The 12,837-nt window shown below is 70.1% G+C and carries 8 protein-coding genes and 5 pseudogenes; all 13 read left to right on the top strand.

The genetic code is table 11. The annotated features are described in order from the left end of the window. The coding region (gene hypB, locus ACY45C_RS04340; protein WP_462186353.1) for a hydrogenase nickel incorporation protein HypB at window positions 1-406 on the top strand (406 nt) is incomplete at its 5' end. A gap of 191 nt (window positions 407-597) precedes the next feature. After that, window positions 598-2,171, top strand: a pseudogene (locus ACY45C_RS04335) (hypothetical protein). Window positions 2,172-2,243: 72 nt separating this feature from the next. Then, window positions 2,244-2,744, top strand: coding sequence for a hydrogenase maturation protease (locus ACY45C_RS04330; protein ID WP_462186352.1), 501 nt, complete (start codon window positions 2,244-2,246; stop codon window positions 2,742-2,744). Further along, complete coding sequence (locus ACY45C_RS04325) at window positions 2,741-3,820, top strand: NADH-quinone oxidoreductase subunit B family protein (RefSeq protein ID WP_462186351.1); 1,080 nt, start codon at window positions 2,741-2,743, stop codon at window positions 3,818-3,820. Before ACY45C_RS04330 ends, ACY45C_RS04325 begins: the two co-directional genes overlap by 4 nt. 147 nt (window positions 3,821-3,967) lie before the next feature. After that, window positions 3,968-4,291: pseudogene (locus tag ACY45C_RS04320) on the top strand (nickel-dependent hydrogenase large subunit); the annotation flags it as partial. Between the two features lie 102 nt (window positions 4,292-4,393). Beyond that, window positions 4,394-5,863 (top strand): annotated as a pseudogene (locus tag ACY45C_RS04315) (nickel-dependent hydrogenase large subunit); the annotation flags it as partial. Then, entirely contained in the window at window positions 5,856-6,431 is a 576-nt protein-coding gene (locus tag ACY45C_RS04310) for a NifU family protein (protein WP_462186350.1), read from the top strand. The pseudogene ACY45C_RS04315 and the gene ACY45C_RS04310, both read left to right, overlap by 8 nt. Then, entirely contained in the window at window positions 6,428-7,135 is a 708-nt protein-coding gene (locus ACY45C_RS04305) for a DUF5947 family protein (RefSeq protein ID WP_462186349.1), read from the top strand. Before ACY45C_RS04310 ends, ACY45C_RS04305 begins: the two co-directional genes overlap by 4 nt. A gap of 27 nt (window positions 7,136-7,162) precedes the next feature. Then, window positions 7,163-7,375: a hypothetical protein gene (locus tag ACY45C_RS04300; protein WP_462186348.1), complete on the top strand. Its 213-nt coding sequence runs from the start codon at window positions 7,163-7,165 to the stop codon at window positions 7,373-7,375. A 204-nt stretch (window positions 7,376-7,579) separates the two neighbouring features. Continuing rightward, window positions 7,580-10,017: pseudogene (gene hypF / locus ACY45C_RS04295) on the top strand (carbamoyltransferase HypF). Window positions 10,018-10,024: 7 nt separating this feature from the next. After that, window positions 10,025-10,330, top strand: a complete 306-nt coding sequence (locus tag ACY45C_RS04290) for a HypC/HybG/HupF family hydrogenase formation chaperone (RefSeq protein ID WP_462186347.1) — start codon at window positions 10,025-10,027, stop codon at window positions 10,328-10,330. After that, window positions 10,327-11,488, top strand: a pseudogene (gene hypD / locus ACY45C_RS04285) (hydrogenase formation protein HypD). Before ACY45C_RS04290 ends, hypD begins: the two are co-directional and overlap by 4 nt. Further along, window positions 11,478-12,557, top strand: coding sequence for a hydrogenase expression/formation protein HypE (gene hypE / locus ACY45C_RS04280; RefSeq protein ID WP_462186346.1), 1,080 nt, complete (start codon window positions 11,478-11,480; stop codon window positions 12,555-12,557). The pseudogene hypD and the gene hypE overlap by 11 nt, the downstream one beginning before the upstream one ends. Window positions 12,558-12,837 lie beyond the last annotated feature (280 nt).

The following is a 12,837-nucleotide window of genomic DNA, read 5'->3' as shown; positions in this document are numbered from 1 at the left end:
GCGTGAGCTCGAACCATCCGAGGGTTCGATGGTGTTCATCGAGAACGTCGGCAATCTGGTCTGCCCGGCGCTGTTCGACCTGGGCGAGCGAGCCCGGGTGGTGCTGATGTCCGTCACCGAGGGCGAGGACAAGCCGACCAAGTATCCGCACATGTTCGCGGCTGCCGATCTCGTCCTGCTCACCAAGTGCGACCTGCTGCCCTACCTCGACGTCGACGTCGCGCGGTACGAGGCGCAGGTTCACCGGATCAATCCCCGGGTCGACGTGCTGCGCGTCTGCGCGGCCCCGGGATCGGGGTCGGGCCTGAGGCTGGGGCCCGGCCTGGGCCAGTGGTACGCCTGGCTGCGCGCCGAGCGAGGTGCCGGCCACCGCCCGCGGTCGAGCGGGCCGTCTCACGGTGTTTGAGGCCGCGACACCCGGGCAACCCGTCGAAGAATAGCTACGAGCGTTCTCGTGACTACATATAGTCATAATGCGTAATTATGTGTAGTTACAGTACGGTGGGCATCGTCCCCAGGGGTGGTGCCACGGCTCCGCCGAAGGGGGACCGTCATGCTGCTCGCGGGTTCGTCCTGTCCTGGGCACCGCTCGCCATGATGACGACGCCCGGTGCGCCGACCACCCTTCACGTGGACGTGGGGGCCGGCATCGGTGCTGACGAGGCCGGTGGGAGCTGTCCAGCCGGTTTCGCGTCGGCCCGTGCAGTGGCTGACGCGGTGCTGCACGAGGGCTACCTGCTCTATCCGTATCGCCGCTCCTCGGGCAAGAACCGGATGCGGTGGCAGTTCGGGGTGCTCGCGCCGCGGCGTTGGGTCGAGGCGGGTGGGCCGGTCCCACGGACCGTCGCCGGATCGACGGATGCGTGGTGCCAGCAGACTGACTGTCTTCTTGAGCTGTCCCCGACCGCCTCGGTCGTCGTCCGGCTGCGCTTTCTGCAGCTCCAGTGCCGTTCGGTCGAGGTCAGAGGAGCCGACGGCGCGTTCGGTGAGGTCGACGCGCTGAAGGCGGACGGTACTGCTCGGCTGAGTTTCGACGAGGCGGTGCCGCGCGAGGTCGGTCTCACTCTCGACCCGGCTGACCTGGCCGACCTGGCCGACCCGGCTGTGCGGGGCCGGTCGGCGGAACAGGCTGATCGTGGAGAGTCGTTCAGCCTGAGCCTGCCCGGTGGCATGGAGATTGAGCCGTTGGACGATCGCGGCAACCTGGCGGGCCGCGACGTTGGGCGCGGCGGTGCGGGTCGGGTGGTTCGCCGGCGGTGGCCGGTCTCGGCGACGGTCCGGGTGTCCGTGACGCGGGCCGCGGCTCCCTTCCGGCTGTACCGGCTGCGCCTGGCCGTCGAGAACACGGTGGCGGACGTCCCCGTCGGCGCCGCGCGACCGATGGCGCTGTGCCGATCGATGATCGCGACACACAGCCTCCTGGGTGTGCGCGGGGGACGGTTCCTCTCGCTGCTCGATCCGCCGACCTGGGCCGCCGGGGCGACACGGGGTGCGAGAACATCCACACCTTTCCCGTTCTCGCCGGTGCCGACGGAGCGCCGGATGTGATGCTGTCCTCGCCGATTATCCTGTACGATCATCCCCGGATCGCCCCCGAGAGCCCGGGTGACCTCTTCGACGCCACCGAGATCGATGAAATCCTCTCGCTGCGCACGCTGGCTCTGACCGACGACGAGAAACACGAGGCCCGGGCGACCGATCGCCGCGCCGCGGAGATCATCGACCGGGTCGACGGCATCCCGCGGGACACCCTCGCCCGCCTGCATGGTGCCGTCCGGTCGCTGCGACCGATTCCGTCGGCCGGGGCCGCACCGGCCGGCGTACCGGTCGCCGCCGCGACCACGCGATGGTGGGAGCCGGAGGCGGACCGGTCGGTCCGTCCGGACAGCGACAGTGTTTCCCTGGACGGCGTGATGATCGCCAAGGGCAGTCGGGTCCGGCTGCATCCCCGTGGCCGTGAAAGTGGCCGTGGAAGCGACGCGCACGACATGTTTTTCATGGGGCGAGAGGCCCGGGTTCAGGCCGTCTTTCTGGACGTCGACGGCGCCTGGCACGTCGCGGTGTCCCTGGACGACGACCCGGCCGCCGATCTGCACCGGTGGTACGGCCGTCATTACTACTTCGCACCCGAGGAGCTGGCACCGCTCACCGACGGACCGGGTGCGTCATGAGCGGGCCGGCGCCCACCCGCGCGGGTCCGTCTGCGGGTCCGTCCGCGCGTCCTCGTGGCCGGGATCGGCAACGTGTTCCTCGGCGACGACGGATTCGGGGTGGAGGTCGTGCGCCGCATCGACCCGGCGGACCTGCCGGCCGGGGTGGACGTCGTCGACTACGGGATCCGCGGCGTGCATCTCGCCTATGAGCTCCTCGACGGCCGGTACGACGTGGTGATCCTCGTCGACGCGGTCTCGTCGACCGATCCACCGGGGACTCTCACGGTGCTCCGGCCCGAACTTGACGGGGCCGGCGTGGACGACATCCCCGTCGACGAGATCCCCGTCATGGACGCCCATGGCATGTCTCCCGACGTGGTCCTGCGGTTGCTGCGGGGCCTCGGTGGCGATGTCGGCCGAGTGCTGGTCGTCGGCTGCCGACCCGCCGTCGTCGAGGAGCGGATGGGACTGTCCCGCGCCGCGGGGATGGCCGTCGACGACGCGGTGCGGCTCATCGCGCAGATCATCCGAGACCCCGGCCCGTGGGATCCATCCCCAGCATCCGCCAGTAGGAGGGAGAGGCCAAGATGACGGCCACGAACCCGCAGTCCGTGACTCCGCAGCCCGGGAGCCCGCGACGCGGCGGTTTCGACGAGGTGCACATCCTCTGGATCTCCGAGGGGATGAGCTGCGACGGCGACACGGTGTCGGTGACCGCGGCCTCCCAGCCGGCGATCGAGGATGTCGTCACCGGGCTCGTGCCGGGATTGCCGACGGTCCATCTGCACAACAAGGTGCTGTCGCCGACCGTCGGCGGGGAGGAGTTCCTGGCCCCGTACCGAGCCGCGGCCCGCGGTGACATCGAGCCGTTCATCCTCGTCATCGAGGGCTCGATGCCGAACGAGAACATCCACGGCGACGGGTACTGGACGTCGTTCGGGAACGATCCGGACACCGGCCAGCCGCTGACCCTGAACTGGTGGATCGACCGGCTGGCCCCCAGGGCGTGGGCGGTCGTCGCGATCGGCACCTGCGCCGCGTACGGCGGGATCCACGCGATGGCCGGCAACCTGACCGGGTCGATGGGCCTTGCCGACTACCTGGGCCATGACTTCACCTCCGCCGGCAACCTGCCGATCGTCAACGTCCCCGGCTGCCCGGTCCAACCGGACGACTTCATGGAGACGCTGACCTGGGTGCTTTACCACGCGGCGGGCGCGGCACCACCGCCACCGCTGGACGACCAGCTCCGACCCCAGTGGATTTTCGGCCGGACCGTGCACGAGGGCTGTGACCGGGCGGGCTACTACGAGCAGGCCGATTTCGCGAAGGACTACAACTCGCCGAAGTGCCAGGTGAAGATCGGCTGTTGGGGTCCGGTGGTGAACTGCAACGTGCCCAAGCGCGGATGGATGGGCGGGCTGGGCGGCTGCCCGAACGTGGGCGGCATCTGCATCGCCTGCACGATGCCGGGATTCCCGGACAAGTTCATGCCGTTCATGGACATGCCGCCGGGAGCGAGCCTGTCCTCGCTCGCGATCAAACCTTACGGGTCGTTTATCCGCAGGCTGCGTGGCATCACCAATGCGACGGCGAACACCGAGCCGAAGTGGCGGCACAACCGGGAGCTGCTGACCACCGGCTACGACCCGCGTTACCGCCCCTAGGGGACGTAATGAAGTAACAAATACGTGATCGAGAGCATCATCGCAGGTCACAGGCCTGTGGAGGGTTCGAAACGCGCAAGTTATTTCATTTCGACTCCCTAGGACCGGGCCTAGGGCCGGGCCCAGCGATGCCGAAGGGATTGTGCGATGACGACGACCAGGCAGTCGAGAACCAGGGAGAAGCCCGCCCAGATCGTGGAGATGGCGTGGGACCCGATCACGCGCATCATCGGCAATCTCGGGATCTACACGAAGATCGATTTTGCCAATCGGCGGGTCACCGAGTGTCACAGAACCTCGTCGCTGTTCCGCGGTTATTCGGTGTTCATGAAGGGCAAGGACCCGCGGGACGCGGGTTTCATCACCAGCCGCATCTGCGGCATCTGCGGGGACAACCACACCACCTGCTCGGTCTACGCCCAGAACATGGCGTACGGCATCGCGAACCCGCCGATGGCGGAATGGATCATTAGGGGACGTAATGAAGTAACAAATACGTGATCGAGAGCATCATCGCAGGTCACAGGCCTGTGGAGGGTTCGAAACGCGCAAGTTATTTCATTTCGACTCCTTAATCTCGGAGAGGCCGCCGAGTACCTGTTCGACCACACGATCTTCCAGGACAACCTGGTATTCGTGGACTTCTGCGAGGCGATGGTCAAGCAGACCAACCCCGGCGTGCTGGCCCGGGCAGAGGCCACTGCCGCACCGAACGCGGCCGTGCACGGCATGCGGACTATCGCTGACATCATGCGCTCGTTCAACCCGTTCGAGGGAGAGATCTACCGGGAGGCCCTCAAGGTCAGCCGGATCACCCGCGAGATGTTCTGCCTGATGGAGGGCAGGCACGTGCACCCCTCCACGCTGTATCCGGGTGGGGTCGGCACGATGCCGGAACCGACGGTGTTCACCGACTACCTCAGCCGGCTGATGGAGATCCTCGATTTCGTCAAGAAGGCCGTCGCGCTGCACGACGACCTGTTCGACTTCTGGTACGAGGCGCTGCCCGGTTACGAGGAGGTCGGCCGCCGCCGGGTGTTGCTGGGCTGCTGGGGCGCGTTCCAGGATCCGAACGTCGTGGACTACCGGTACGAGAACATGACCACCTGGGGCCGGGCGATGCACGTGACACCCGGGATCGTCGTCGATGGCGATCTGCTGACCACCGACCTGGTGGAGATCAATCTGGGTATCCGGATCCTGCTGGGCAGTTCCTTCTACCAGGACTGGGTGAACGAGGAGCCGTTCGTCACCCGGGATCCGCTCGGAAATCCGGTCGACATGCGCCATCCGTGGAACCAGACGACGCTGCCGGTGCCGCAGAAGCGGGACTTCGGGGAGAAGTACAGCTGGGTGATGAGCCCGCGGTGGCTCGACGCCCGCAGCGGCGAGCATCTCGCCCTGGATACCGGGGGAGGGCCCTTCGCCCGGCTTTACACCACGGCACTCGCCGGACTGGTGAACACCCCCTACGTCACCGCGACCGGGGGCGCGGTGAACATCTCGCTGCCGCGCAGCCGCACGCTGCCCGCCGTCGACCTGCAGTGGAAGCCGCCGGCCTGGTCGAACGCGATCGAGCGGGACCGGGCCCGCGTCTACTTCGTCGCCTACGCGGCGGCGATGGCGCTGTACTTCCTCGAGCAGGGCATGGATCGGGTGCGCTCGGGTGACACTCGGGTGTTCTGCGACTTCGACGTGCCGGACGAGACGATCGGTTGCGGTTTCCACGAGGCGGTGCGCGGCGTGCTGTCGCACCACATGGTGGTGCGCGACGGCAAGATCGCCAATTATCACCCCTACCCGCCGACGCCGTGGAACGGCAGCCCCCGCGACTTCTTCGGGACCCCGGGCCCCTACGAGGACGCGGTCCAGAACATGCCGATCTTCGAGGAGAACGGTCCGGAGGGGTTCAAGGGCGTCGACGTTATGCGGACGGTGCGCAGCTTCGACCCCTGCCTGCCCTGCGGGGTGCACATGTATCTCGGTCGGGGCCGCACTCTGCGCACGGTGCACTCGCCGATGTTCGGGGCCAGCCATGGTTGATCCGGACGGCGCGGGTGGGCACCGGCTCGACGATCTCGCCGTGCGGGGCCGGCTCGCCCACCTCGACGAGGTGCTGGCGCAGGTGGAGCGCATCCCGGGGCCGAGTGGCGAGCTGGCGATCGATGCGGTGGCGACACTCGCGGCGGTGTACGGCGAGGCGCTGGCCCGAGCCGTCGGATACGCGTCGGGGGCCCCGGAGGTGCTCGCCGCGTTCACCGGCGACGAGCTGCTCGACCATCTGCTCGTCCTGCACGACGTCCATCCCGAGCCGGTCGGGGCCCGGGTCGCGCGGGCGATCGAACAGCTTCGGCCCGGGATCCGGGACCGGGGTGGGGAGATCGAGCTGAGTGGGATCGAACGGGGGGTGGCCGAGGTCCGGCTGACCCTCGGCGGGTGTGGCTCGACCTCGGCGGGGATCACCGAGGCGGTTCGCCAGGCCGTGCTCGCCGTCGCGCCGGAGCTGTCCGACGTCCGGCGCCTGCCCGCGCCGGGCGCACCCGAGCGGACCGCCTTCGTTCCCCTCGACACCGTGCTCGCCCGGCCCGTCGCTGACGGGGTGGGCCCATGACGTCCCCGATATCCCCGACGGCCGACGGCGCGTTGCGGCGGCTCGTGCACGCCGCGACCGGCCGCGCCGGCGCGGCCGAGGCCCGCTGCGACATGTGCCGGACCGCCGTGCCGGCGGAGCATCGGCACATCCTCGACGAACAACGCGACGAGCTGCTCTGCGCCTGCCAGGCGTGCGCGCTGCTGTTCGACCGGGAGGCTGCCGGGCGTGGGCACTTCCGGCTTGTTCCCCGGCGACGGCTGCGGCTTCCCGCACTCGACGCGGACGAGCTGGGTACCCCGGTGGGGCTGGCGTTCTTCGTCGTCGGGACCGACGGCTCGGTCAGCGCCCGCTATCCCAGCCCGATGGGCGCCACCCGCTGGGACGTCGAGCCCGGCACGTGGCGCGGCATCGTGCGGCGCTGCCCGGCGCTGGGTGACCTGACACCGCTGGTCGAGGCACTGCTGACGAACACCGCCCACGGCCGCCACGAGCACTGGATCGTTCCCGTCGACGACTGTCACCGGCTCGTGGCGGTCATCCGGCGGGAGTGGAGGGGCCTGTCCGGAGGCAGGCGCGTGCGGCCGGCGATCGACGGGTTCTTCGCCGATCTCGGCCGCCGGCCCGCAAGCCCGGTGCGGGCCGGGGTCCGGGAGCCCGTTGCGCCCGCACGGCCGGTCCATCTCACGGGCCAGGGCCGCGCGGGCCCCGCGGGGCGGGGCTGAGAGGAAAGAGAGGGAGGGGAGGACGAGATGGCCGAGATCCGAGTCGGTAAGCCCGACGTCGCGCCGGACGCCACCGCGCACGTCAAGGGGGTAGCGCAGGGCAACGCGACCGGTTCGTACCGATGGCAGGCGGGGCACCACGCCGATGGCAGCGCCGACGCACGGCGCTCCACCGGCGTCCGGCCGAAGAGGCGCAATCCCGTCGCACCGAGGAGCATGCCCAACCTGCCGCCGGGGTAGCGCCCAGCGGGCGGCGCACCACCCGAAGCCCGCGGATACCCATGAGAAAGCGGTACCGAGGAGGTGGAGCATGAGTAGTCGCAAGCTGGTGCTGGCGACCGTCGGCGTGGCCGGTGCCGTCGGCCTGTTCTGGAGGGAGTATCCGGCCCTCGTCCGATACATCAGGATCGAGAAGATGTGATGGCGGACGGCACGGCGGGCCGCATGACCCGGCCGGCGCTCTCGGTGGGCGGGGCCGGTGAACCGAGTCGGGAGGCCGGCCCGGGCGGCCGGGCCCGGCGACGGTTCGTCGTCCAGGGGCTGGTCCAGGGGGTCGGTTTCCGGCCGTTCGTCCACGCCGCCGCGACGGAGCTGGCTCTGACCGGCTGGGTGCGCAACGACACCGGCGGCGTGGTCACGGAGGTCGAGGGAATCCCCGGCGCGGTCGAGGACTTCGCCCGCCGGCTTCGCTGCGACGTGCCGCCGCTGGCCATGGTCGAGCGGGTCGTGACCACGGAGCTTCCGCCCTGTGGCGGATCCGGCTTCGCGATCGCCCGGTCCCGGCCGGCCGCGGGCGGGCGTACGGCGGCGGCCCCCGACGTGGCGACATGCCCGGACTGCCTGCGGGAACTGGCCGACCCCGCGGACCGGCGCTACCGGCATCCGTTCATCACGTGCACCAACTGCGGACCCAGGTTCACGATCATCACCGACCTTCCCTACGACCGGCCGGCAACGACGATGGCCCGGTTCGCCATGTGCCCCGTGTGTGAGCGGGAGTACTCCGATCCGGCCGACCGGCGTTTCCATGCCCAGCCGATCGCCTGCCTGGCGTGCGGACCGCGCCTGGAGTTCGTGTCGCCGTCGGGCGCGCCGCGGACCGGCGAGGACGCGCTCGCTGCGGCGCGGCGGCTGCTCGCCGACGGTGGCGTCCTGGCGGTGAAGGGGGTGGGCGGCTACCACATCGCCTGCGTCGCCACCGACCCGACGGCGGTGACGACCCTGCGACGCCGCAAACGGCGCGGCGGCAAGCCGTTCGCCGTCATGGTCCACGACCTGGCTGCGGCCCGGGGCCTGGCGCATGTCGACGAGCGGGAGGCGGCCCTGCTCACCGACCCCGCTCGGCCCATCGTGCTGGTGCGCCGTCGCCGCGACGGCCGTCCCGCGCTCGCCGACTCCGTTGCCCCGGACAACCCCGATCTCGGTCTGCTGCTGCCCTACACGCCGGTGCACCATCTGCTGCTCGGCCTGCCAGGCGAGCCCGGGCCCGTCCATCGAACCGTCGGCACCGCCGGATGGCCGCCGTTGGTGATGACCTCCGGGAACCTCGGCGGCGAGCCGATCGCGGCCGGCGACGCCGACGCTCTGCGCCGGCTCGCCCCGCTCGTCGATGGCTGGCTGCGCCACGACCGTCCGATCCGGGTGCCCTGCGACGACTCCGTTGTCCGGGTGGTCGACGGTGCCCCGTCGCCGGTACGCCGCTCGCGTGGCTACGCGCCGCTGCCGGTGCCGCTGCCGTTCGAGGTGCCCCCGACGCTGGCCGTCGGGGCCGACCTCAAGAACACCTGCGGCCTGGGCTCGGGCCGGTCGGCCTGGCTCAGCGGGCACATCGGGGACATGGACGACTTGGCCACCATGCGCGCCCTCGATGCCGCCGAGCGGCACCTCGAGCACCTGACCGGCGTCACCCCCCCGCCAGCTCGTCACCGACGCGCACCCGGGCTACCGGTCGCGCCAGTGGGCGGTGCGGCACGCCGCCGGCCGACCGGTACGGACCGTGCAGCACCACCATGCTCATGTGGCCGCGCTGATGGCCGAGCACGGCCTCGACGGCACCCGGCCGGTGGTGGGATTCGCCTTTGACGGGACCGGCTACGGCCCCGACCGGGCCGTGTGGGGCGGCGAAGTGCTGATCGCCGACTACCACGGGTTCCGGCGCTTCGCCCACCTGGGCTATGTGCCGCTTGCCGGTGGGGACGCCGCGGTTCGGCGGCCCTGCCGGATGGCGCTTGCCCATCTGCACGCCGCCGGAGTCCGCTGGGATCCCACCCTGCCGCCGGTCGTCGCCTGCCCGCAGCCGGAGCGGCGGGCGCTGACCCACCAGCTGGCCAGCGGGCTGGGCTGCGTGCCGACCTCCAGCATGGGGCGGCTCTTCGACGCGGTCAGCTCGCTGCTCGGCATCCGTCACGAGGTCGACTTCGAGGCGCAGGCGGCGATCGAGCTGGAGGCCCGGGCGCGGGCCGCGACCGGCGGTGGCGCGGACGACCGCGAACGCCACGCGTTCGCCTTGCGCGGGCAGGGGCCGGGCAGGCCGCTGATTATCGACCCGGCGCCGGTCATCCGGGCGATGGTGAGGGATCTGTCGGCCGGGCTCGCCGTGGAGACCGCCGCGGCCCGTTTCCATACAGCCGTCGTGGCGATGATCGTGGACCTCGCCCGGCGAGCACGCGTAGAGGTGGGCCTTGACCTGGTCGGACTCACCGGCGGGGTCTTCCAGAACGCCGTTCTGGCGACGGCTGCATCCAGGGCACTGCGTGCGGGGGGCTTCACGGTGCTGCGGCATGCGCGGGTACCTCCGAATGACGGGGGGGATCGCTCTCGGTCAGCTGCTCGTCGCCGCAGCGCGGGAAAAGGCGCGGGAAAAGGCGCGGGAAAAGGGGTGAGGAACAGGTGTGTCTCGCGGTTCCAGGACGGGTGGTGGGGATCGAGGAACGCCACGGGGCCCGGACGGCCGAGGTCGATTTCGGAGGTGTGCGCAAGGACGTCTGCCTGCAGTACCTGCCCGAGATCACGGTCGGCGAGTACGTGATCGTGCATGTGGGGTTCGCGATCCAACGGCTGGACGAACGGTCGGCGTTGGCGTCGCTGGCCACCTTCGCGCGGATGGGACTCCTGACCGAGGAGTTGGGTGACGGTGCGGACGGTGTGAGTGCCACGGCCCGCGGGGCCGGCGAGGAGGAGGGGATGACGCGGTGAGGTATCTGGAGGAGTTCCGGGATCCGGAGCTGGCCGGTCGGCTGCTGGAACAGATCCACGCGACGACGACCCGCCCATGGTCGATCATGGAGGTCTGCGGTGGGCAGACCCACTCGCTCATCCGGCACGGTATCGATCAGCTTCTGCCCGAGGGCATCGAGATGATCCACGGTCCCGGCTGCCCGGTGTGCGTGACCCCGCTCGAGATCATCGACAGGGCTCTGGAGATCGCCGCGCGGCCGGGCGTCATCTTCTGCTCCTTCGGCGACATGCTGCGGGTACCGGGGAGCGATCGGGACCTCTTCCGGGTGAAGAGCGCGGGTGCCGACGTCCGGGTGGTCTACTCCCCGCTGGACGCCCTGACGATCGCCCAGCGCAACCCCGATCGGGAGGTCGTGTTCTTCGGGATCGGATTCGAGACCACTGCGCCGGCCAACGCGATGACGGTTTTCCAGGCGAAACGGCTCGGCTTGGGCAACTTCTCCCTGCTGGTGTCGCATGTGCTGGTACCGCCGGCGATCGCTGCGATCATGGAGTCGCCGAGCTGCCGCGTCCAGGGGTTCCTGGCCGCTGGTCACGTCTGCAGCGTGATGGGCACCGGCGAGTACCCGGCTCTGGCGCGGCGTTACGGCGTGCCGATCGTGGTCACCGGCTTCGAACCACTCGACCTCCTCGAGGGCATCCGGCGCACCGTGGTGCAGCTGGAGGCCGGCCGACACGAGGTGGAGAATGCCTATCCCCGGGCGGTTCCGGCCGCCGGCAACCCGGCCGCCATCGCGATGCTGCGGGACGTTTTCGAGGTGGCCGACCGGGCCTGGCGGGGCATCGGTGTCATCCTGGGCAGCGGCTGGCGCCTGTCGCCGGCCTACCGCGACTTCGACGCGGAGCTGCGGTTCGCCGTGGCGGATGTCCACACGGCCGAGTCTTCGGCGTGCCGATCGGGCGAGGTGCTCCAAGGCCTGATCAAGCCGCATGAGTGCGTGGCCTTCGGACGGCAGTGCACGCCGCGGACCCCGCTCGGCGCGACCATGGTGGGCCTGTGCCGCCTACTACCTCTACCGCCGGATGAGCACCTCTCCGGCGGTTGCGCAGGCCTCGCCGGAAGCGGGACGTGCGCTGGAGGTGGGACGTGCGCTGGAGGTGGGACATGGTGGATGAGGCCGTGACGGCGGTGGATCCGGCCGCGTGGACCTGTCCTGTGCCGTTGGTGGAGTGCCCCACGATCGTGATGGGGCATGGCGGCGGGGGCGCGATGTCGGCCGAGCTCGTCGAGCATCTCTTCCTGCCGGCCTTCGGAGTCGCCGGCGCGGGCGGTCCGGAGGACCTGGGGGATGCGGCCGTGGTCACCGTCGACGGCGCACGGGTGTCGTTCACCACCGACTCCTACGTCGTTCGACCGTTGTTCTTCCCCGGCGGCTCGATCGGCGATCTTGCGGTCAACGGAACTGTCAACGACCTGGCGATGTCCGGCGCCGAACCCCGGTACCTCTCGACCGCGTTCATCCTGGAAGAGGGCACCGAGCTGACCGATCTTGGCCGGGTGGCGGATGCGCTCGGAGCGGCGGCCCGTGTCGCGGGCGTCCGGCTGGTAACCGGTGACACCAAGGTCGTCGATGCCGGTCACGGTGACGGGGTCTACGTCAACACGGCGGGGATCGGCCTGGTTCCCGACGGCGTCGACATCCGGCCCGCTCGGGCCCGGCCGGGCGACGTCGTCCTGGTCAGCGGCGAGATCGGGCTGCACGGGATCGCCGTGCTCAGCTGCCGGGAGGGCCTGGAATTTGCCACGGCGGTCCGCAGTGACACCGCTCCGTTGCACGGACTGGTCGGCGCTATGCTGCGCACCGGTGCGGACGTGCACGCCCTGCGGGACCCGACGCGCGGAGGACTGGCCGCGACACTCAACGAGATCGCGCGGACCGCGCGGGTGGGAATCGTCATCACCGAACGGCATGTTCCCGTTCCCGAGCCGGTCCTCGACGCCTGCAGCATTCTCGGGCTGGACCCCTTCTACATTGCCAACGAGGGCAAGCTCGTGGCGATGGTCGCGCCGCGGGACGCCGATCGGGTGCTTGAGGCGATGCGCGCGTGCCCACTCGGCCGAAACGCGGCCGTGATAGGTATGGTGACCGCGGAACACCCGGGAATGGTGGTCGCGAGGACCGGTCTCGGCGCGAGCCGCGTGGTGGACCTCCCGGTCGGCGAGCAACTTCCCCGAATCTGCTGAATCCCTGAGCTGTTTTCGAGTTGAGGGCGGACCCGTGCATTCTGGTCCGCGCCTCTGTCGCTGAATTCGACGAGATCCTCGGGCAGGTGGAATGGTGACGTGCATGTCTGTCAGTCTCTCGGTGGCGGGCCGGGGCTCAGGGAGTGACTGACCGGCGCGCCGCGGGCGTCCGGCGGAATGCGGCGAGGACGTCCTCCCGACGTTCGGAGACAGGCGTCGGCGGCTCGGGATGGCGACAATCATGGTCAGGTGGCCGGGGACGATGTGGACGTGAACATGG

This window comes from Frankia sp. CcWB2, assembly GCF_977927585.1.
Note: the sequence above shows the minus strand (reverse complement) of the source record. Positions and strands in the feature narration are given on the sequence as shown.

Coding starts and splice junctions, on each gene's coding strand:
- ACY45C_RS04325 (WP_462186351.1), top strand. CDS start 2,741: ATGACGGCCACGAACCCGCAGTCCGTGACTCCGCAGCCCGGGAGCCCG.
- ACY45C_RS04310 (WP_462186350.1), top strand. CDS start 5,856: ATGGTTGATCCGGACGGCGCGGGTGGGCACCGGCTCGACGATCTCGCC.
- ACY45C_RS04305 (WP_462186349.1), top strand. CDS start 6,428: ATGACGTCCCCGATATCCCCGACGGCCGACGGCGCGTTGCGGCGGCTC.
- ACY45C_RS04300 (WP_462186348.1), top strand. CDS start 7,163: ATGGCCGAGATCCGAGTCGGTAAGCCCGACGTCGCGCCGGACGCCACC.
- hypE (WP_462186346.1), top strand. CDS start 11,478: ATGGTGGATGAGGCCGTGACGGCGGTGGATCCGGCCGCGTGGACCTGT.